The organism is Pseudomonas entomophila, assembly GCF_018417595.1.
Taxonomy (GTDB): Bacteria; Pseudomonadota; Gammaproteobacteria; order Pseudomonadales; family Pseudomonadaceae; genus Aquipseudomonas; species Aquipseudomonas entomophila_C.
Map to the genome: position 1 here is coordinate 5522642 of NZ_CP070982.1, position 21771 is coordinate 5544412.

14 protein-coding genes are annotated in these 21771 nt (G+C 64.5%); 6 read left to right on the forward strand and 8 right to left on the reverse strand.

Going from position 1 to position 21771, the window contains the following annotated elements; genetic code table 11:
• The first annotated feature begins 52 nt into the window (after positions 1-52).
• From JYG34_RS24205 to JYG34_RS24220, 4 genes are all read left to right on the forward strand, one after another.
• Complete coding sequence (locus JYG34_RS24205; protein ID WP_213658682.1) at positions 53-2485, forward strand: TonB-dependent siderophore receptor; 2433 nt, start codon at positions 53-55, stop codon at positions 2483-2485.
• A 39-nt stretch (positions 2486-2524) separates the two neighbouring features.
• On the forward strand, positions 2525-3637 hold the full coding sequence (locus JYG34_RS24210; protein WP_213658683.1) for a PepSY-associated TM helix domain-containing protein: 1113 nt from the start codon (positions 2525-2527) through the stop codon (positions 3635-3637).
• Positions 3634-3810 (forward strand): hypothetical protein, encoded by a 177-nt coding sequence (locus JYG34_RS24215; protein ID WP_213658684.1) that lies wholly within the window; start codon positions 3634-3636, stop codon positions 3808-3810. Before JYG34_RS24210 ends, JYG34_RS24215 begins: the two co-directional genes overlap by 4 nt.
• A gap of 71 nt (positions 3811-3881) precedes the next feature.
• Positions 3882-6905, forward strand: coding sequence for a dermonecrotic toxin domain-containing protein (locus JYG34_RS24220; RefSeq protein WP_213658685.1), 3024 nt, complete (start codon positions 3882-3884; stop codon positions 6903-6905).
• On the opposite strand, the gene JYG34_RS24225 is transcribed toward JYG34_RS24220, so the two are convergent.
• The 8 genes from JYG34_RS24225 to glnE form a co-directional block, all read right to left on the reverse strand.
• Positions 6866-8308 (reverse strand): lipopolysaccharide kinase InaA family protein, encoded by a 1443-nt coding sequence (locus JYG34_RS24225; RefSeq protein WP_213658686.1) that lies wholly within the window; start codon positions 8306-8308, stop codon positions 6866-6868. The genes JYG34_RS24220 and JYG34_RS24225 overlap by 40 nt on opposite strands.
• Positions 8308-9060: a lipopolysaccharide kinase InaA family protein gene (locus tag JYG34_RS24230; RefSeq protein ID WP_213658687.1), complete on the reverse strand. Its 753-nt coding sequence runs from the start codon at positions 9058-9060 to the stop codon at positions 8308-8310. Before JYG34_RS24230 ends, JYG34_RS24225 begins: the two co-directional genes overlap by 1 nt.
• Positions 9057-9791 (reverse strand): lipopolysaccharide kinase InaA family protein, encoded by a 735-nt coding sequence (locus tag JYG34_RS24235; RefSeq protein ID WP_213658688.1) that lies wholly within the window; start codon positions 9789-9791, stop codon positions 9057-9059. Before JYG34_RS24235 ends, JYG34_RS24230 begins: the two co-directional genes overlap by 4 nt.
• Positions 9791-10597, reverse strand: a complete 807-nt coding sequence (rfaP, locus tag JYG34_RS24240; protein WP_213658689.1) for a lipopolysaccharide core heptose(I) kinase RfaP — start codon at positions 10595-10597, stop codon at positions 9791-9793. Before rfaP ends, JYG34_RS24235 begins: the two co-directional genes overlap by 1 nt.
• Positions 10594-11715, reverse strand: a complete 1122-nt coding sequence (locus tag JYG34_RS24245) for a glycosyltransferase family 4 protein (protein ID WP_213658690.1) — start codon at positions 11713-11715, stop codon at positions 10594-10596. Before JYG34_RS24245 ends, rfaP begins: the two co-directional genes overlap by 4 nt.
• Entirely contained in the window at positions 11715-12773 is a 1059-nt protein-coding gene (gene waaC / locus JYG34_RS24250; protein WP_011536129.1) for a lipopolysaccharide heptosyltransferase I, read from the reverse strand. The genes JYG34_RS24245 and waaC overlap by 1 nt, the downstream gene beginning before the upstream one ends.
• A complete protein-coding gene (gene waaF / locus JYG34_RS24255) occupies positions 12774-13823 on the reverse strand; it encodes a lipopolysaccharide heptosyltransferase II (RefSeq protein WP_213658691.1) in 1050 nt (349 codons plus the stop codon).
• 212 nt (positions 13824-14035) lie between these two features.
• A complete protein-coding gene (gene glnE, locus JYG34_RS24260) occupies positions 14036-16969 on the reverse strand; it encodes a bifunctional [glutamate--ammonia ligase]-adenylyl-L-tyrosine phosphorylase/[glutamate--ammonia-ligase] adenylyltransferase (RefSeq protein WP_213658692.1) in 2934 nt (977 codons plus the stop codon).
• Between the two features lie 383 nt (positions 16970-17352).
• Here glnE and aceE point away from each other — a divergent pair, with 383 nt between their 5' ends.
• Both aceE and aceF read left to right on the forward strand, forming a co-directional pair.
• Positions 17353-19998, forward strand: a complete 2646-nt coding sequence (gene aceE / locus JYG34_RS24265; RefSeq protein ID WP_213658693.1) for a pyruvate dehydrogenase (acetyl-transferring), homodimeric type — start codon at positions 17353-17355, stop codon at positions 19996-19998.
• A gap of 13 nt (positions 19999-20011) precedes the next feature.
• Positions 20012-21640 (forward strand): dihydrolipoyllysine-residue acetyltransferase, encoded by a 1629-nt coding sequence (gene aceF, locus JYG34_RS24270; RefSeq protein ID WP_213658694.1) that lies wholly within the window; start codon positions 20012-20014, stop codon positions 21638-21640.
• Positions 21641-21771: the final 131 nt, after the last annotated feature.

Consider the following 21771-nt stretch of genomic DNA (forward strand, 5'->3'; position numbering starts at 1 on the left):
ACTCTCGCTCGGCAAGGAAGCAATCAGCACTATTTCGTCGAGGAGCCGCTGCATGTCCCGTGCCGTTGATGCTTTGCTTCGCCCCAGCCTGATGGCCCTGGCCATCGGCCTGGCCGCGCCGTTGGCCAGCCCCGCCCTGTTCGCCGCCGAGCAGTCCGCCATGCGTGCCTACAACCTGCCCAGCGCGCCGCTGGCCAGCACCCTGAACCAGATCGCCAGCCAGGCCGGCATCGCCCTGGCCCTGGACCCGGCGCTGGCCAGCGGCCGCGCCTCGGCGCCGGTCAACGGCGAGTACAACGGTGTCGGCGCCCTGCAGGCAGCCTTGCGCGGCACCGGCCTGCAACTTCAGCAAAGTGGCGCCGGGACCTACAGCCTGGTTGCAGCGCCGGATGACAGCCTGGTGCTGCCGGAAACCAGCGTGAACGCCGCCAGCGACAGCGAAAGCGCCTGGGGCCCGGTAGACGGTTACGTCGCCAAGCGCACCGCCGCAGGCACCAAGACCGACACCGCGCTGGTCGAAGTGCCGCGCTCCATCTCCGTCGCCACTCGTCAGCAGATGAGCGATCGCGGCGTGCACAGCCTCGATGATGCCGTGCGCTACATGCCAGGGATCGTCTCCGCCAGCTTTGGCAGCGACACCCGCTACGACTGGATGCGCGTGCGCGGCTTCGAGCCGACCCAGTTCCTCGATGGCCTGCCGCTGCCGCGCGGCATCTACGCCAACCCGAAGGCCGAGACCTGGAACCTGGACCGCCTTGCATTACTGCGCGGCCCGGCCTCCTCGATCTATGGCCAGACCCCGCCAGGCGGCTTGCTGGACATGGTCAGCCGTCGCCCGCAGGCCGAAAGCGCCCATGAAATCGAACTGCAGTACGGCAGCGACAACCATCGCCAGATCAACTTCGCCAGCACCGGCAAGATCGACGACCAGGGCCAGTTCCTCTACAGCGTCAGCGGCGTGGTGCGCGACGGTGGTACCCAGATCGACCATATCGACGACAAACGCTACAACATCGCCCCCAGCCTGACCTGGAATATCGACGAAGACACCTCGCTGACCTTCCTCACCCAGTTCACCCGCGACGATACCGGGGCCACCAGCCAGTTCCGCCCGATCCAGGGCACCAAGATCGACATGCCGTTCGGCAAGATCTCCCACCACAAGAACCTCGGCGACCCGGACTACGAGTTCTACGATCGCACCTACTACGCCTTGGGCTACGCGTTCGAACACCGTTTCAACGATGTCTGGCAGTTCCGTCAGAACCTGCGCTATACAAAGACAGAGCTGTCGTTCCAGAACATCACCCCCGGCAGCTACTACACCCCCGATGGGCCAGTGCAGGACGATGGCACCGTCAACCGCATGTCCACCAACGTCGATGAAAACATCGGCCAGTTCGCGGTCGACAACAACTTCCAGGCCGACTTCGCCACCGGCGCCATCAGCCATACCGTGCTGATCGGCCTGGATCACCAGCGCACCAACCACGACTTCCTGTCGATCTACGGTTTCAACGTACCGCCCACCAATGCCGTCAATCCGGTGTATGGCCTGCCGATCACCCGCCCGGACCGCTCCTCGGCCTACTACGACTACAACCAGAAGACCGTCCAGACCGGCCTCTACGTCCAGGACCAGATGGCCCTCGACAAGTGGCGCCTGACCCTTGGCGGTCGTGAGGACTGGGTCCACACCGGCACCAAGTTCTTCAACAAGGGCGATGCCACCAACACCCAGCGTGACAGCAAGTTCAGCGGCAACGCCGCGATCAGCTACGTCTTCGATTCCGGGTTCGTGCCCTACCTGTCCTATGCCGAGTCCTTCCAGCCCGCCAGCAGCGCGGACGCGGACCCGCTGAAGACATTCAAGCCAACCGAAGGCAAGCAATGGGAGCTGGGTATCAAGTACCAGCCACCGGGCTCCAATACCCTGCTTTCCGCCGCCGTGTATGACCTCACCCAGAAGAACATCCAAGTCAGCAATATCGAGGGCGGTGTGAGCGTCACCAGCCAGACCGGTGAAGTGAAGGTGCGTGGCCTGGAGCTTGAAGCCGTTTCCGATGTGACCGAAAACCTGAAGGTGGTTGCCGCCTACACACTGGCCAAGTCCGAAGTACAGGACGGCCAGTACAAGGGCAACCGCCTGCAACTGATGCCGAACCAGCAAGCCTCGCTGTGGGCCGACTACACCTGGCACAGCGGCGTGCTCGACGGTTTCGGGATCGGCCTGGGCGCGCGCTACACCGGCAACACCTATGGCAACCAGGAGAACACCTGGCTGGGCAAGACCAACGCCTACACCGTGTTCGACGCGGCCGTGCACTACGACCTGGGCCGCCTGGACAACAGCCTCAAGGGCGCCTCGGTGGCGATCAACGCCACCAACCTGCTGAACAAGGACTACCTCTCCACCTGCGACGGGTACTACTGCTACTACGGCGACCAACGCAGCGTCGTCGCCAGTGCTTCCTACAAGTTCTGAGTGACCGGGGCTTGCCCCGCGATTGCGTAAGGAACCGTGATGAAAAGCCAAACCATCCGCCGCTGGTCAGCGATCCACACCTGGAGCAGCCTGGTGTGCACGCTGTTCCTGCTGTTGCTGGCCGTCACCGGCCTGCCGCTGATCTTCCACCACGAACTGGAGCACCTGCTCGGCGAGGCGCCAGAACTGCGCGAGATGCCCGCCGACACCCCGCACCTCGACCTGCAGCAACTGGTGCTCAAGGCCGAGCAGCACCGCCCGGGCGAGGCGATGCAGTATTTCGGCTACGAGGATGACGAGCGCAACGGCGTGGTGGCGATCATGGCCGCCACCGCCGGCACCGAGCCCGACCTGTCGCACACCTTCATGCTCGATGCGCGCACCGGCGAGGCCGTGGCCATGCCGGCCGCCAACGGCGGCTTCATCATGCTCATGCTACGCCTGCATGTGGACATGCTCGCCGGGTTGCCCGGCAAGCTGTTGCTGGCTTTCATGGGGGTATTGTTCGTCGTTGCGATCATTTCCGGCACCGTGCTCTATGCGCCGTTCATGCGCCGTCTGGATTTCGCCACGGTGCGCCACGACAAGTCCCGACGCCTGCGCTGGCTCGACCTGCACAACCTGATCGGCGTGGTCACCCTGACCTGGGCCCTGGTGGTCGGTGTCACCGGGGTGATCAGCGCGCTGTCCGATCTGGTGATCGCCGCCTGGCGCAACGACAGCCTGGCCGCCATGGTCGCCCCCTACCGCGACGCGCCAACGCTCACCGAGCGCGCCCCGGCCAGCCGCCTGCTGGACATCGCCGCCGAGGCTGCGCCGGGCATGCGCCCGGACTTCATCGCCTTCCCCGGCACGCGCTTTTCCAGCGAACACCACTATGCGGTGTTCATGAAAGGCAACACCCACCTGACCTCGCACCTGCTCACGCCGGTGCTGATCGACGCGCGTACCCTCGAGGTCACCGCCGTTGGCGAGCGGCCGTGGTACATGGACGCCATGAGCCTGTCGTCGCCCTTGCACTTCGGTGACTACGGCGGGCGCCCCATGCAGATCCTCTGGGCGGTGCTCGATGTGCTGACCATCATCGTGCTGGGCAGCGGCCTGTACCTGTGGTGGGGCAAGCAACGCAAACCCAGGGAGGCGCGTGCATGAGCCACAAGTCGCAATCCACTGCGCGCCTTTTCGCCTGGCCGGTGCTGATCGCCTTGCTGGGGGCCCTGGGACTGTTCGCCGCCTTGCTGGGCGATGGCTGGTGGGATGGGCTGTCCTGGCTCGGCCTTGGGCTACCTGCGTGGTTCTCGATACGCGGCCTGTGGCGCCACTGAGGTAGCCGGCTAACACCGCTGCCCTGATGCCTTGGCGCAGCATGGTCCGCCCTCACAACAGGAGCCGGACCATGACTACCCTGCCGCATTTTCAAACGCTGGATAACCGGCTTGACGCACTGCTCCCCCCCATTCACGGCGTCGAACACAGCCTGAACCTGACGCTTGCTCAACTGTTCCCGGGCCTTACCATCAGTGCGAGCACAGTGTTTTTCGGCACGCATCAATTGTTGCAACTGGTGGGTTTCCATCTGTTCGACGGCGGTACTTTTCGCTTGCCCGCCGCAAGCCAGGCAAAGCAAGCCGACTACCCGGCACTTATCCTGCCGCCTGATTTCAGCAGCCGCATCGACAGTTTCTGCAAAACCATTCGCCAGGAGTTGCAAGCGCGCCTGGCAGCGTACTGGCTGGAGCGCTCCAGTAAAGGACTGACCCGCACCGTTAGCCTGGCAGTGCTGTACCGCGACCAGCTGGATGCGGAAATTCGCTTGCGCAGCACCGACAAGACCCTGTCTGCCGCGCATGCCCAACTGCTCAGGACCTGCCTGGAATTCCCACAACCTTGGCAGCGCCGGCACTTGCCAATCACCGCACGCCCCCAGGTCTACCGCCTGCTGCTGACCAGCACTGCGCCCAACTGGCGCAGCCATGTGCCAGGTTTCCTGGTCCTCACTGAACAGGGGGCTGAAGGGCATATGCTTGAACACCATGAACCCGTCGGCCGAGCGCTGTTGTGCAGTGTCGCCCACGGAATCGAAGCCTTCGACAGCCTGGCCGATCTCCACAAGGAGGTATGCGAGCGCCTGGAAGACCCGCAGCAGAGCCAGCACCTGCTCAAGCTCATGATCGATCCTGACGACCAGCAAAGTGCTCGTCGCTCGGAACGTTTACGTTATGACTGGTATGCGGAGGACTTGGCCGATTACTTCGCCTCGACCCTGCGTGATAGCCAGGCCAAACACTTGAGCCATGCCTGGCAACTGGCATGGAAACAAGGCAAGCAGCGAGATATCAAGCAACTGGACGAGGCGCTGGCCACGGCACTCGACATACGCAAGGCCGTCGGCAGCCGTGGCCCACTTGCCAACCGCTACGGCCTTCTGCTTGAGAAGCACCTGCCCAACTGGCTGCGCACCACATCACGCCAAGGCGTCGCACACATCATGCAAGCCATGCAGGAACAAGTGATGGCCATCGAGGCAGCCAGCGCACCGGGCATCCTCACCCTAGAGCAATTCACCCAGCGGCATAGCCTGCTGAACTGGGTAAACCTGCGCCTGCGCGAGTACCTGCAACGCGACCCAGGCCTGGACTGTGACCCCCGCGATATTTCTATCAACGTCACCCTCGCTCGCCAGATAGGCCCTATCGTGAACCCAATTCCATCGGGTAGCACCGGCTACATACCTGCAGCCAGCCGCCCCCATGCAAGCGCCACCATAGAGTTGGTGCAACACACCTACCGGCTAGACGAACTGGCCTTGCTGAACATCGCCTGGTTCGATGTGGACTACTGGCTGACGGCGCGTGTCTACCTTCACGGTGATCGGCCGCTGCCGGCGCTCACACCGCTACGGGTAAAGCAGATCGTGCGGCGCCTGAACGCCGGCAGTGGCTATCAGGCATATTTGCGCACGCAACTGCTCGACTCGCCAGAGGGCCGCTGGCGCCAAGCGGCGTATGCGCAGATCCTGCGCACACGCATGAACGCCGAAGCGGTGAAAGCACGTTACGCCGGCCATTTTCTCGCCGACACCGACACACAGGGGTACGGCTGGGCCAGCACCGTCATCAGCACGCCCGACAGCCATGTTCGCCCTCAATATGACGGGCAGCAGGTGATAGCCCAGCAACTGCTCGTGCAGGGCGACACGCTGATGGGCGTGCTGCTGCTCGTCTCGCCAGGGAATTCGAAGCGGATCGTCGTCTACTGCCCCGACGTTCCGGACCGGCGCTACTGGCGTGAGTACAACGACACCAAAGCGCTGATCAGGGCTGTGCGCAGTGACCCAGGCCTGCAAGATTACCTGGCCCAGCGATTACCGCTGCCCAGCGGGAAAACACTCAAGGCACGCTTGCGCAAAGGCCGACTGGGCGCGCTGGTCGCGCGCCAGGCGATTACCGGCGACCTGTACCAGGCGCTCTACCGCGCAGAAGTCAAAAGCCTGATGGCCCACAGCGATACCGTTAGCCGCAGCAATCAAGAGTTGCTGGGTGAATTCTCGGTCAATGTGCTCAGGCTGGTGCTGGATATCGTCACCTTCATACTGCCGCAACGGGCACTGATCTCCCTGGCATTTGGCCGTATGGCAATCTCCATATGGGACGGTTTCGAAGCCTTCGATCAGGATGACCATGCCAATGCCTTGCATCATGCCGTGGCCGCCCTCGGCCACGCCTCTGCCGGGCTCAACGAAATGGCTGGGTCCAGCCTCATGCGCCGCACCTTGCGCGGGTTACCCAAACCGCCACCGGTGCCACTGCCCAAACACTACGAAACCGCACCCGACCCCGCCAGGCTGCGTTATCGCATCGACGCGGCCCATGGCGAGGCCGTTTACGAACAACTGTCGGCCGACCCTGGGCTGACCCAATACTTCGTGAGGGACAACCTGGGCCGCTATTACAATGTCAATTTTGACGGCTCACGATGGCGAGCCACCGACCCCGACCAGCCGCATGCCTACCTGAAACTGCCGATCAAGCGTAGACAGGATGGGAGTTGGGTAGTGGACTCCTCCGTGCTGTGGCATGACGGCTTGCCAGACATCACGCAACTGCTTGAGCAATGTCGGCTCACAACGCCTCTACCGGGCATTGCCGTTGAAGAGGCAGAACACCTGTTCAGTCACGGCAGCACGCTGTACCTGCAGCTGAACAATCAACAGTTGCCAGTACGCCACCACCTGCTGCCAGGGCACTATCACCTGACCTTGCCCGACACACTGGCGGGCGAAGTGCCCGTCTGGGCGGTGCTGCGCCGCCAGGACGGTGAATGGCGTATCCGAGTTCGCCAGACCGGCCGCGGCAGCGACTGGCTGACGCTACCTGCAGACTACTCGCCCAGCCTGGGCAACAACCGGTCCAGCCGCTGATACAGGGCACTGCCACTTGGCCAGTTGCGTAGCAGCCGCGCCCGATCACGGGCATAGGCGGGGGCGAAGCTGAGCTGAGTGGCGTGTTGGCACATGGCGTCCAGATCAATCAGCGACCAGTGGCCGTTGTCCCAGAACAGATTGTGGCCCTTGAAATCACCATGGCTGATGCGCTCGCGGATAAGCTGCTGCATCAGCCGCACCAATGCCTCGACTTGCTCGTCAGGCGCCTCGCCACTGTCGACGAAGGGTGCGAAACAGGCGCTCAGGTCCGGGCCATCGGCGTATTCGGTTACCAGGTAGGCGCGGCTGCGCAAGCCCATCACCCGCTGCTCCAGCACCGCCAACGGGCGTGGGGTGGCGATGCCGAGGAACTCCAGGCGATGCCCTTCGATCCACGAGTGCCAGGCCCGGCTCGGGCGCCAGAAACGCTTGAACCAGTGGGCGGTGTTCTTGATGTTGTAGCGTTTGAGCACCAGGGTGCGGTCATTCACGTCGATACGCGCCACGCTGGCGGCACCACCGGTCTTGTACAGGTGGCCCTGATCGATCAGTGTGTCGGCCTGCTCCAACACCGGCAGCATCGCCTGCACCTCGCCACGGCGCACCGCCCGAAGGCCCGATAGCGTGCGCTGGACGCTGAACAGCGTGCATTCACGCCCGGCCTTGTCCAGGTAATCCTTGAGCCGCCAGGTGCGCACCTTGTCCACCTGCTTGAGCAAGGCTTCCAGCGGCAACGCATGCTCGGCGTTGGCCAACAGGTAATGCACCAGCGCCTCTTCGATGAAGGGTTCCAGGCGTTTCGGCAATTGAGCGAACAGCACCCCGAGGTTTTCCAGTACGCGCTGGCGTGATAGCTGCTGCCCGGGCGTCTCGGCCTTGATGCCGGCGCCATCGATCAAGTACAGCCGGCCACCCTGGCGCAGCAGGTTATCCAGATGCAGGTCTTGCTGCCACAGACCCTTGGCGTGCATTTGCGCCACGGCGGTCAATGCCTCGCCGAGCACCAGATGCTGCTCGTCGGCGAGCATCGGCAAGTGCTCCACTTCGGCCCAGGCGTCGCCCAGGCTCTCGGCGTTTTCCAGGAATTCGAACAGCAACCAGCCGCCCTCGCCTTCCTTCAAGCCATCGGCCAGCAGGCGTGGCGTCGTCAGGCCCTGGTCGGCCAGCAAGCGGGCGCCATCGAGCTCGCGCTGGAAATGGCGGGCGGCATTGCCGCCGACCAGCAACTTGGCCAGCACCTTGGTGCCACGCCAGATCCCGGCGCCGACATAGCGCTGGCCCGGCAGCACGCGCAACAGGCTGAGCAGCTGCAGGTCGGCCACGCCCGCGGCATCGGCGAGGGTGACGGTCAGGGGCAACGTCGGGGTGCGCCCGGCGTCCTTGAGTTCGGACAATCGCATCAGCGGGCCTCTTTGTGACGACGGCGTTGCATCAAGCGCTGCAGCCAAGTATCGACCTGCGCGCTGTCCGCCGGCAGGGCCAGGTAGGCGCCGAGCAGCGTGCGCACGTCTGCCTCGCTCCAGGCACCGGCGCGGCGCAACAGGGGCTCAAGATCCTTGAGCCGGTCTCGCATGCCGAGCAGCAGCGGGCGGGTCTTCTCCAGGTCGATGAGCTGTGCCTGCCAGCCTTCGCGGCGCTCGCGCAGGAAAATGTGTTTGGGGTAGAAGCAGCCATGCACCTGCCCCGCCGCGTGCAGGGTGCGCGCCAGCTCACCGCAGGCCTGAAGGATTGGCTGGCGCTGGGCGGCCGTCAGCTGCGGCCATTCAGCCAGCAGGCTGTCCAGGTCGCGCCATTCGTCCAGGGCACGGGTCATGAGGATGGCGCGGTGCTGCCCATCCTGCTTGCGCTCGCCGTAGAACACCGCCTGCAGCGCCGGGATACCCAGCTTCTGGTAGCGGCTGATATTGCGAAACTCGCGGGCGAAGGTCGGTTCGCCGAAAGGGCGGTGCAAAGTGCGAGTGAGGTAGTCGCTCTGGCGCTTGAGGTAGTAGCCCTTGCCCTCCAGCTCCAGGCGGAACACGCTGCTCCAGCCGCCGCGGCCGGTGTTGGGTTCGTCCACGGCTTCGAGCTGCAGCGCCCAGAGCGCCTCGAAATCGCCCAGGCCATGGCGCTTGAGCAGTGCCTGGTCGGCACTGGCCAGGTAATCGGTCATTCCCTTCCCTCGAAAAAGCCCACCACCTGGCGAATGCGCCGCTTGTCACGGGCATTGAGGCGATCATGCCTGCGGTACTGCAGGTAGAAACGCAGGCGCTGGGTCGCCGACAGGTGGTATTTGGCGACCTTGTCCAGGCACGCCAGGTCCTTGATCAGCCGGTGGCGCAGCATGAAGCCGCGCCAGAAATCGCCGGTGGGGCAGTCGATGAAGAACAGCGTGCCCTCGTCGTCCACCAGCAGGTTGCGCCACTTCAGGTCGTTGTGGGCGAAATGGTGATCATGCATCACCCGGGTATGCCGTGCCAGCTGGCGGCTGAGGTGCTCGACCCAGGCGCGATCGCGCAGGCGCGGGTCGTCGCGCTCGGCCAGGGCCGAAAGGTCTTCGGTGCGCGGCAGCTCACGGGTGATCATCGCCCCGCGACCGAAAGCCAGGCCATTGCGCTCCAGCCCCCAGGCGACCACTTCGGCGGTGGGAATGCCCCACTTCTTGAACTGCTTGAGGTTCTGCCATTCGGCCTTGATCCGTGGCCGGCCAAGATAGCGGCGCATGTGCTTGCCGGCGCCGGTGTAGCGCTTGACGTAGTAGTTGACCCCGTCACGCTCGATGCGGATGACCTCGCTGAGCGGGTCGCGGGTCAGGCGCTCGCCCTGCAGGGCGAACACCGCGTCGAGACTGCCGAAGTCCGCCGCCAGGTGCTTGTAGCCCGGCGCCAGTGTCCAACCCGCCATCAGAGTGCGTCCCCATAGCGTTGCTTGCGATCGTAGAGTTTCTGCGCCTTGCGTTCGAGCCAGGCGAGCAGTGCGGCCTCCTCCTTGAGCACCTGGCGCAGCGGACGCTGGAAGTAGCCACGCAGGAAGCGCAGCTTGTCACGGCGGGTGAGGCCGATGTCCAGTGCCGAGAAGTACAGGGCGGCCAGGTCCTTGTCGCGCCAGCGACGGGTAATCTTCGCCCGGGTCTGGGCGCGGTGCAGGTCGATCACCGACAGTTTGAAGTCTTCCGGCGTCACCGGGCGGTCGGTGTGCAACAGGAAGTGGCAGATGTAGCAATCGCGGTGGTTGACCCCGGCGCGGTGCATGCCGCCGGTCATCTTCGCCACCTCGGCGATCAGCGCCCGCTTCAGGCGCGGCTCTGGCGACTGCTTCACCCAATCGATGCTGAAGTCTTCCAGGCTGACGGTTGGCGCCAGCTCCTCGGTGACGATGAACGAGTGCTGGGTGGCCGGGTTGCTGCCGCGCTCGCCATAAGCCACGGCGGTCATGGTCGGTACGCCTGCCTCATGCAACCGCTGGATCGCCCGCCACTCCTGGCCGGCGCCCAGCACCGGCAGCTTGGCGCTGAACAGGTTCTTGAAGATCTCACCCCAGCCGATGCCCCGGTGGATCTTGACGAAGAAACCCGCGCCATCGACCTCGGTGCGCAGGGTGCGGCGACCTTCCAGCTCGCGGTACACCTCGCCCTGCAACTGTTCGACGGCTTCGAACGCATCTCGGCCGGCCCACAGGCGCTTGAACGGCTCTGCCAGTATCAGCTTCATGCAGGCTCCTGGAGAATCACGTCGGCTGCGTGCTGCGGCATGCTGTACAGGTCGGCGCTGTCGGCGAAGGCCACGCCATTGCGCGACCAGGCGGCACGCTGCTGGCCATCTTCGAGCATGCGTTGCAGGTAACGGTTGAGCTGCTCCTGCTCGAACGGTTCATCGAGCACCAGGCCGCTGTCGGCCTCGGCAATGTAGTGGGCGTAGCCGCACACCTTCGACACCAGCACCGGCAGGCCGGCGACCAGCGCCTCCAGCAACACGGTGCCGGTGTTCTCGTTGTACGCGGGGTGGATCAGCACGTCGGCGCCCAGCAGGAAGCGCGGGATGTCGCTGCGCCCCTTGAGGAATTGCACCTGGTCGCCCAGGCCAAGCGCGGTGCTCTGCACCTGGAACAGCTTGGGGTCGTCCTGGCCGATGACCATCAGTTTCGTGCGCTTGCGCAGGCTCGATGGCAGCGCCGCCAAGGCTTTGAGGCTGCGGTCGACGCCCTTGGTCTTGAAGCCCGAACCGATCTGCACCAGCAGCAACTCATCGTCGGCCAGGCCGAACTCCTTGCGAAACTCGGCGCGGATGGCATCGGCGCCGGCCGGGCGACGACGGTCCTGGGAGATGCCCGGTGGCAGCAGGTGGAAACGCGCCTCCGGGGTGCCGTAGTGCTTGATGAACAGCGGCTGCTGCACCTCGGAGATCATCAGGATCTCGGTGCGGGCATCCTTGGCGAACACCGCCCGCTCGTACTCGGCGAAATGGCGGTAGCGGCCCCAGCGGCGGTACAAGCCACCGCGCAGGGTCTGGGCCTTGTCCTCGAAGCAGCCGTCGGCAGCGTAGTAGACGTCGAGCCCGGGCATCTTGTTGAAACCGACCAGACGGTCGACCGGACGCTTTTTCAGGTCCGCCTCCATCCAGGCGCTGAGCTTCTCGTTGCGGCGATGGTTGAACAGCGCCTTCACCGGCGCCACCAGCACCTCGAAGCCCGGCGGAATGTCACCTTCCCAGATCAACGTGTACACACGAATCTGGTGGCCCCGCTTCTGGCACTCGAGGGCGATGCGCATGAAGTCGCGCTGCAGCCCGCCGAAGGGGAAATACTTGTAGAGCACAAAAGCCAGTTGCATCAACGAACATCCTCAGCCAGCAGCAGCGCGCTCAAGCGGCCCGCCACATGCTCGGGATTCAGGCGAGTGAAGCACAACGGCCACTCGCGTTTGAGATCGAACCGACGCAGGTCCTCGGCGCTCGGTTTGTAGGTGCACTTCTTCTGCAGGCATGGTGCGCAGGGGAAGTTGCTCGCCTGGTGGATCTGGGCGCGTCCGTAGGCGCCCGTCAAACCAGGGTTGGTAGGGCCGAACAGCGAAATGGTCGGCACATCCAGCGCCGCGGCCAAATGGCCGAGGCCGGTGTCCACGGCCACGCAGGCCTTGGCCGCCGCCAGCACGCGGGCGACGCCCACCAGGTTCAACTTGGGGAGCACCTGGCAGTTGTTCAAGCCCTGGGCGATGCGCTCGGCACGGGCTTTCTCCGCCGGGTTGCCCCAGGGCAGCATCACCTGCAGCTTGCGCCGGCCCATGCGCTCGGCCAGCTCGCGCCAGTAGGCTTCCGGCCAATGCTTGGTGGCCCAGGTGGTGCCGTGCAGGAACACCACATACGGCGCGGCGGGCGGCAGTTGCAGGCGGTTGAGGTCAAGGCCGTAGTCACCCAGCCCTTCGGGCAGGTCATAGGCCAGGGCCAGGGCGAACAGTTGGCGCACACGCTCCACGGCGTGCTGGCCGACGGCGACCGACAGGCGCCGGTCGTAGAAGCGGCTGGCCCAGCCCTCGCGGGCCGAATAACGGTCCAGGCCGGCCACCGGCGCCTTGACGTAGCGGGTCAGCCAGGCCGACTTGACCAGGCCCTGGGCATCGATCACCAGGTCGTACTTGTGCTCGCGCAGGCGCTGCTTGAACGCCTTCCACTCGCCGCTCTTGAGCGTCTGCCAGATGTTCTTGCGCCAGCGGCGGATCGCCACCGGGATCACCCGGTCGACCGCCGGGTGCCAGCTCGGAATCTCGGCGAAGCCTTCTTCCACCACCCAGTCGAAACGGATGCCGGGGATGGCGTGGGCCGCGTCGGTCAACGCTGGAAGGGTATGGATGACATCGCCCAGCGACGACGTCTTGATGATCAGGACCCGCACTCAGTCGACCTCGGCCACGGTATCGATCAGGTTCGGCCCGCCCAGGCTATGTAAGGCGGCGATGACCTTTTCTGGTTCCAGCAGGCGCAAGCAGTTGTAGTGGCCGAAGCGGCAGGTGCGGTCGAAGCACGGGCTGCATTCGACGCCGGTGCGCACGATCTCGACCTGGTCAGCCAATGGCGGGGTAAAGCCGGGCGAAGTGGAGCCGTACACCGCCACCAGCGGGCGATTCAGCGCGGCGGCCACATGCATCAACCCGGAGTCGTTGGAGACCACGGCGTTGGCGCAGGACATCAAGTCGATGGCTTCGGCCAGCGAGGTTTCACCGGCCAGGTTGTACGACTCTTCCCGCAAGCCCGGGATCAGACGGTCGCGAATCTGTTCGCCCACGGCATGGTCGTTCTTCGAACCGAACAGCCACACCTGCCAGCCCTGGCGGATCATCGCGTCGGCCACTTGCGCGTAGTGCTCGGCCGGCCAGCGCTTGGCTTCGCCGAACTCGGCGCCGGGGCACAAGGCGAGCACCGGGCGGTCCCGCTCCAGCTTGAACTTGGCCAGGGCCGCGTCGCGGCTCTGGGCCTCGATCTGCAAGGATGGACGTGGGTAGGGCTTGGGCAGCTCGACGCCCGACGCGTAGGCCAGGGCCATGAAGCGCTCGATCATCAGCGGGTAGCGCGCCTTGTCCAGCTTGCGCACGTCGTTGAGCAGCAGGTAGCGCATTTCGCCGCGCCAGCCGGTACGCTTGGGGATACCGGCGAAGTACGGCACCAGCGCCGACTTGAGCGAGTTGGGCAGCAGGATCGCCTGGTCGTACTGGCCGGCCAGCGACTTGCCGATGCGCCGGCGCGTGGCCAGCTCCAGCGCGCCGTGGCCGAGCGGGAAGCTCAAGGCCTGGCGCACCTCGGGCATGCGCTCGAGGATCGGCCGGCTCCACTCGGGGGCCAGCACGTCGATCACACAATCGGGGTGCTGCTGTTTGAGGCACTGGAACAGGGTCTGCGCCATCACCATGTCGCCGACCCAGCTGGGGCCAATGATCAGTATTCTCATGCGTTATCCAGAAACATTCGGGGAGGCTGCAGGCTGCGTTAAACCTGGCCTCCCCTCTTTATATTCAGGCTATGTGGCGGACAGTGTACCACCGAGGCTCAAATGCTGTTCATCAGGGCCCATTCGCGGGCAAGCCCGCTCCCACAGGCAGCCCTTGAGAGCTGTGGGCTGCCTGTGGGAGCGGGCTTGCCCGCGAAAAAGCCACCGCTATATCAGCTCAAACCCAACTGCCCCCAGATCCGCCGCACCTCGCGGCGCTCATTGACGAACTGCGCCGCATCGATCACCCCGGCCTGCTTCTGCAGGGCCTGGCGGTGCGAGGCCGAGCGGAACGCCTTGTACACCTCGCGTAGCAGCACGGCATCAGCGGCGGGCATCAACCCGGCCTGCTCGAGCTCTTCGAGGATGCGGATGTTGTCGGTCCAGCGCAGCAAGGCCGGGTGGTCGTGGGACCAGGCCAAAGCGGCGTATTGCACCATAAATTCGATATCGACGATACCGCCGGCATCCTGCTTGATATCGAACGCCACACCGGCGTCGAAGGCATTGGCCGCGGTACCGGCGGCAGTTGCCTTGGTGCCGAGGTTGTCGCGCATCTTGGCGCGCATTTCACTGACTTCGGTGCGTAGTGTGGCCAGGTCGCGGGCCTGGCCCAGCACCTTGGCACGCACCCCCTCGAACGCCGTCGCCACCTGTGGGCAGCCCACCAGCACCCGTGCCCGCACCAGGGCCTGGTGTTCCCAGGTCCAGGCTTCGTTCTGCTGGTAGCGCTCGAAAGCGCCCAACGAACTGACCAGCAGCCCCGAGGCGCCGGAGGGGCGCAGGCGCATGTCCACGTCGTAGAGCTGGCCGGAGTTGGTCTGGGTGGTCAGCAGGTGGATGATGCGCTGGCCCAGGCGAGTGAAGAACTGCGCGCCGTCGATGGGTTTTGCCCCGTCGGTCTCGGCGTTCGGGTCGCCATCGTGGATGAACACCAGGTCCAGGTCCGAGCCATGGCCCAGTTCGAGGCCACCGACTTTGCCATAACCGACGATGATGAATCCCGGGTCGCAAAGGCTGCCGTCGCTGCGTTTGGGCTGGCCATGACGGGCCGCCGTCTGGCGCCAGGCCAGGGCCAGCACCTGGTCGAGAATGGCCTCGGCGAGCCAGGTGAGGTAGTCGCTCACCTTCATCAGCGGCAGGTTGCCGGTGATCTCCGAGGCCGCCACCCGCAGGCTATGGGCCAGCTTGAAGTGGCGCAGGGCCTCCATCTGCTGTTCCAGGTCGTCCTCAGGGATGCGCGTGAGGCGTTCACGCAGTTCGGCGGCCAGTTCCGGCGCCAGCGGTGGGCTGAACAGCCGGCCTTCGTTGAGCAACTCGTCGAGCAGCAGCGGGTAGCGGGCGATCTGCTCGGCGATCCACGGGCTGGCCGCGCACAGGGTCAGCAAACGGCGCAGCGCGCCCGGGTTTTCCGTCAGCAGCACAAGATAGGCAGAGCGCCGCGCCACCGCCTCGACCAGCGGCAGCACGCGCTCCAGCACCAGGTCAGGGTTGTCATGCTCCACCGTCTGGGCCAGCAAACGTGGAATAAAGGCATCCAGACGTTCACGGCCGATGCGTTGCATCGAACGCAACGACGGGCTGGCGCGCAACGCGGTCAGGCGCCGCAACGCCTCGGCGGGCTGCTTGAAACCTGCCTCTTCCAATTGACGGCAGGCAGCCTCTTCATCTTGAGCCTGCTCCCAGAGCGGCGACCACTCGCCGCCAACCACCAGCTCGCCCTCGGCGTCGTCTTCGTCAGGGTCGGCGATCACCTGGCGGAAATGCCAGTCGACGCGGCCACGCCAGTGCATCAGTTGCTCATGGAAGCTGGCCCAGTCAGCGTAGCCGAGCATATAGGCGACGCGCTCGCGGTCGGTTTCATCGTCCGGCAGCATCTGCGTCTGGCGGTCGGCAATGGCCTGGATGGCGTGCTCGGTGTAACGCAGGAACTCGTAGCCCTCGCGCAGCTCGGCGACCACCGCCAGCGGCAGGTAGCCCTGCCCTTCGAGCGTCGCCAGCACCTTGAGCAGTGGCCGTTGCTGCAGGCTCAGGTCGCGCCCACCATGGATCAGCTGGAAGGCCTGGGCAATGAACTCCACTTCGCGAATGCCACCGGCGCCCAGCTTGATGTTCTCGGCCATGCCCTTGCGCCGCACCTCCTGCTGGATCAGCTGCTTCATGGTGCGCAGCGCCTCGATGGCGGAGAAGTCCAGGTAGCGGCGGTAGACGAACGGCCGCAACATTTCCTGCAACTGGGCGCCTGCGGTCTGGTCGCCGGCTACCACGCGCGCCTTGATCATCGCGTAGCGTTCCCAGTCGCGGCCCTGGTCCTGGTAGTACTGTTCCAGGGCATTGAAGCTGAGCACCAGCGCCCCGGCCGAACCATATGGGCGCAGGCGCATGTCGACGCGGAACACGAAGCCATCGACGGTGACTGGGTCGAGCGCCTTGATCAGGCGCTGGCCCAGGCGGGTGAAGAACTCCTGGTTGTCCAGGGAGCGTTTTACGCCCTCGGTCTCGCCGCCCTCGGGGAAGGCGAAGATCAGGTCGATGTCGGACGACAGGTTGAGCTCCACCGCACCCAGCTTGCCCATGCCCAGCACCACCATATGCTGCGGCTCGCCACTGCGGTTGCCGATGGGCGTGCCGAACTGCTGGCAGTGGCGCGGGTACAGCCACAGATAAGCTTCGTCGATGGCGGCGTCGGCCAGGTCGGATAGATCACGGCAGGTTTCCCCCAGCGCCGCCTGGCGGGTGATGTCGCGCCAGATGATGCGCAATTGCTGGCGGTTGCGTTCGCGGCGCAGGTTGCGCGCCAGTTCGTCCTCGGTTTGCGCAGCCTGGGCGGCGGCATTGACCTGCCCACGCAACTCGCCCGGCGCGAACGGGCGGCCCATCAGGCCACTGCCCAGCAACTCGAACAGCATGGCCGGCTCGCGCTGGGCCTGGGCCAGGACGAAGTCGCTGGCCGCGGCCACCTGGTCGAACTGCTGTCGATGCTCGGCACTCCAGCTATCCAGCTGGAGCTCGGGATGGTTGGCCAGGGCATCGCGCAGGAACTGTTGGTTGCGGGCGACCAGCGGTTGGAGTGCGGCGGGCAGATCGAGCGGCAAAGGCAGGCGCATGGTCTATCCTTGATCGGCGTGAAAGTGAGGGGCGCGGGCGCTCAAAAGGAGGCCCGACCACGGTTGGACTGTCATACAAAAGTTGGAAATAGCCGATAAAGCAGAAAAATTGGCAAAAAGCATCAAGAACCACCTGATCGCGACACGCCACCAACCAACATGAACGTTTATCCTCACAACCCGGGATGCGACAAACCGTCGCATTTGTGTAGTTTTACTACTACCCCATAGGTGCAAAAGCATGAAATGCGAAAGCATTTGTAGTAAAACTACACCGCGCCGGATGACTGTCCGGTAATCCAAGAATTCACGACGTCTGCCCATAAGGCCAGTCGCAAACTCAGGCCATCGATTCTGGTGGCCTTTCCGCCCTGGAGCAAGCCATGCAAGACCTCGATCCAATCGAAACCCAGGAATGGCTGGATGCCCTGGAGTCGGTCCTCGACAAAGAAGGCGAAGACCGCGCTCATTACCTGATGACCCGTATGGGCGAGCTGGCCACCCGTAGTGGCTCCCAGCTGCCGTATGCCATCACCACGCCGTACCGCAACACCATCCCTGTCACCCACGAAGCACGCATGCCTGGCGACCTGTTCATGGAACGCCGCATCCGCTCGATGGTGCGTTGGAACGCCCTGGCCATGGTCATGCGCACCAACCTGAAAGACTCGGACCTGGGTGGCCACATCTCGAGCTTCGCCTCCAGCGCCACGCTGTACGATATCGGCTTCAACTACTTCTTCCAGGCCCCGACCGACGAACACGGCGGCGACCTGATCTTCTTCCAGGGCCACGCTTCGCCAGGCGTCTACGCCCGCGCCTTCATGGAAGGCCGCATCAACGAAGACCAGATGAACAACTTCCGCCAGGAAGTGGACGGCAACGGCCTGTCTTCGTACCCGCACCCGTGGCTGATGCCTGACTTCTGGCAGTTCCCGACCGTATCGATGGGCCTGGGCCCGATCCAGGCGATCTACCAGGCACGCTTCATGAAGTACCTGGAAGCCCGTGGCTTCATCCCGGCCGGCAAGCAGAAGGTCTGGTGCTTCATGGGCGACGGCGAGTGCGACGAGCCGGAATCCCTGGGCGCGATCGCCCTGGCCGGCCGCGAGAAGCTGGACAACCTGATCTTCGTCATCAACTGCAACCTGCAGCGCCTCGACGGCCCGGTTCGCGGCAACGGCAAGATTATCCAGGAACTCGAAGGCGTGTTCCGCGGCGGTGGCTGGAACGTCAACAAGGTGGTCTGGGGCCGCTTCTGGGACCCACTGCTGGCCAAGGACACCAACGGTGCCCTGCAGCGCCGCATGGACGAAGTCATCGACGGCGAGTACCAGAACTACAAAGCCAAAGACGGCGCGTACGTTCGTGAAAACTTCTTCAATACTCCAGAGCTCAAGGCCATGGTCGAAGACCTGTCCGACGACGAGATCTGGAAGCTCAACCGTGGCGGCCACGACCCCTACAAGGTCTACGCGGCGTACCACCAGGCTGTTAACCACAAAGAGCAGCCGACCGTCATCCTGGCCAAGACCATCAAGGGTTACGGTACCGGTGCTGGCGAAGCCAAGAACACCGCGCACAATACAAAGAAAGTCGACGTCGACAGCCTGCGTCACTTCCGTGACCGCTTCGACATCCCGGTCAAGGATGCCGACCTTGAGAACCTGCCGTTCTTCAAGCCGGAAGAAGGCTCCGCCGAGGCCAAGTACCTGGCCGAGCGCCGTGCGGCCCTGGGCGGTTTCGTACCGCAGCGCCGTGCCAAGAGCTTCAGCGTCCCCACCCCGCCACTGGAAACGCTGAAAGCGATCCTGGACGGTTCGGGCGACCGCGAAATCTCCACCACCATGGCCTTCGTGCGCATCCTGGCGCAGCTGGTCAAGGACAAGGACATCGGCCAGCGCATCGTCCCGATCATCCCGGACGAAGCCCGTACCTTCGGTATGGAAGGCATGTTCCGCCAGCTGGGCATCTACTCGTCGGTCGGCCAGCTCTACGAGCCTGTTGATAAAGACCAGGTGATGTTCTACCGCGAAGACAAGAAGGGCCAGATCCTCGAAGAAGGCATCAACGAGGCCGGCGCCATGTCGTCGTTCATCGCTGCCGGTACTTCGTACAGCTGCCACAACCAGCCGATGCTGCCGTTCTACATCTTCTACTCGATGTTCGGCTTCCAGCGTATCGGCGACCTGGCCTGGGCCGCTGGCGACAGCCGCACCCGTGGCTTCCTGATCGGCGGTACCGCCGGCCGTACCACGCTGAACGGCGAAGGCCTGCAGCACGAAGACGGTCACAGCCACATGATGGCGGGCACCATCCCGAACTGCCGCACCTATGATCCGACCTACGGCTACGAGCTGGCGGTGATCATCCAGGACGGCATGAAGAAGATGACCGAAGAGCAACAGGACATCTTCTACTACATCACCGTGATGAACGAGTCGTACCAGCAACCCGCCATGCCGGCCGGTGTCGAGGACGGCATCATCAAGGGCATGTACCTGCTCGAGGAAGACACCCGCGAAGCCGCGCACCACGTACAGCTGATGGGCTCCGGCACCATCCTGCGCGAAGTCCGGGAAGCTGCGAAGATCCTGCGTGAAGAGTTCAACGTCGGCGCCGACGTGTGGAGCGTCACCAGCTTCAACGAACTGCGTCGCGACGGCCTGGCCGTGGAGCGTGCCAACCGCCTCAAGCCTGGCCAGAAGCCTCAGAAGACCTACGTCGAAGAGTGCCTTGCCGGCCGCAAGGGCCCGGTCATCGCCTCCACCGACTACATGAAGCTGTTCGCCGAGCAGATTCGCCAGTGGGTCCCGAGCAAAGAGTTCAAGGTCCTGGGTACCGACGGTTACGGTCGCAGCGACAGCCGCAAGAAGCTGCGTCACTTCTTCGAAGTCGACCGCCACTTCGTGGTGCTGGCTGCCCTGGAAGCCCTGGCTGACCGTGGCGAGATCGAACCCAAGGTTGTGGCTGACGCCATCGTCAAGTTCGGCATCGACCCGGACAAGCGCAACCCACTGGACTGCTGAGGAGTATTTTTAAGTGAGCGAACTCATTCGCGTACCTGACATCGGCAGCGGTGAAGGTGAAATCATCGAGCTGTTCGTCAAGGTCGGTGACCGTATCGAAGCAGACCAGAGCCTGCTGACCCTGGAGTCCGACAAGGCCTCCATGGAAATCCCGGCCCCCAAGGCCGGCGTGGTCAAGGAGCTGAAGGTCAAGCTGGGCGACCGCCTGAAAGAAGGCGACGAGCTGCTGGTCCTGGAAGTCGAGGGCGCCGCTGCGGCGCCTGAGGCTCCGGCCGCTGCCGCCCCGGCTCCGGCTGCTGCCCCAGCACCGGCTGCCGAAGCGGCCCCTGCGCCTGCCGCAGCCCCGGCTGCCGCCAGCGTGCAAGACATCCACGTGCCGGACATCGGCTCGTCCGGCAAGGCCAAGATCATCGAAGTCATGGTCAAGGTCGGCGACACCGTCGAAGCCGACCAGTCGCTGATCACCCTGGAGTCCGACAAGGCTTCCATGGAGATCCCGTCGCCTAGCGCCGGCGTGATCGAAGCCGTGCTGTGCAAGCTGGAAGACGAAGTGGGCACCGGTGACCTGATCTTCAAGATCAAGGCCGCAGGCGCCGCCCCTGCTGCAGCGCCGGCTCCGGCCGCTGCTGCTCCGGCTGCCGCGCCTGCCCCAGCTGCTGCACCGGCCGCTGCCGCCCCCGCTGCTGCTCCAGCCCCGGTCGCCACCGCGCCGGCCGCCGGCAGCAACGCCAAGGTTCATGCTGGCCCAGCCGTTCGTCAGCTGGCCCGTGAATTCGGCGTCGACCTGGGTGCCGTCGCGGCCACTGGCCCGCACGGTCGCATCCTCAAGGAAGACGTGCAGGTCTACGTCAAGGCCATGATGCAGAAGGCCAAGGAAGCCCCGGCCGCCGGTGCTACCGGTGGTGCTGGCATCCCGCCGATCCCGGCCGTGGACTTCAGCAAGTTCGGTGAAGTGGAAGAGGTCGCCCTGACCCGCCTGATGCAGGTCGGCGCCGCCAACCTGCACCGCAGCTGGCTGAACGTGCCGCACGTCACCCAGTTCGACTCCGCCGACATCACCGAGCTGGAAGCCTTCCGCGTTGCGCAGAAAGCCGTGGCTGAAAAGGCCGGCGTCAAGCTGACCGTGCTGCCGCTGCTGCTCAAGGCCTGCGCCTTCCTGCTCAAGGAACTGCCGGACTTCAACAGCTCGCTGGCGCCAAGCGGCAAGGCGATCATCCGCAAGAAGTACGTGCACATCGGCTTCGCCGTGGACACCCCGGACGGCCTGCTGGTCCCTGTGATCAAGAACGTCGACCAGAAGAGCCTGCTGCAACTGGCTGCCGAAGCCGCCGCGCTTGCAGAAAAAGCCCGCACCAAGAAGCTCTCGGCCGACGACATGCAGGGCGCCTGCTTCACCATCTCCAGCCTCGGCCACATTGGCGGCACCGGCTTCACGCCGATCGTCAACGCGCCTGAAGTGGCGATCCTGGGTGTCTCGAAAGCGACCATGCAGCCGGTCTGGGACGGCAAGGCCTTCCAGCCGAAGCTGATGCTGCCGCTGTCGCTGTCCTACGATCACCGCGTGATCAATGGCGCCGCCGCCGCGCGCTTCACCAAGCGCCTGGGCGACGTGCTGGCGGACATTCGCACGATGCTGCTGTAAACCGCTGTTTTCCTGCCCCTCCCGTGAGGGGCAGGTACCCTTTCGAGCTGCCACGCTCGTACCTCAACCCCGTCACTTTGGCGGGGCTTTTTTTTGCCCGCATGAATGCCACGGCCCTGTAGGAGCCAGCT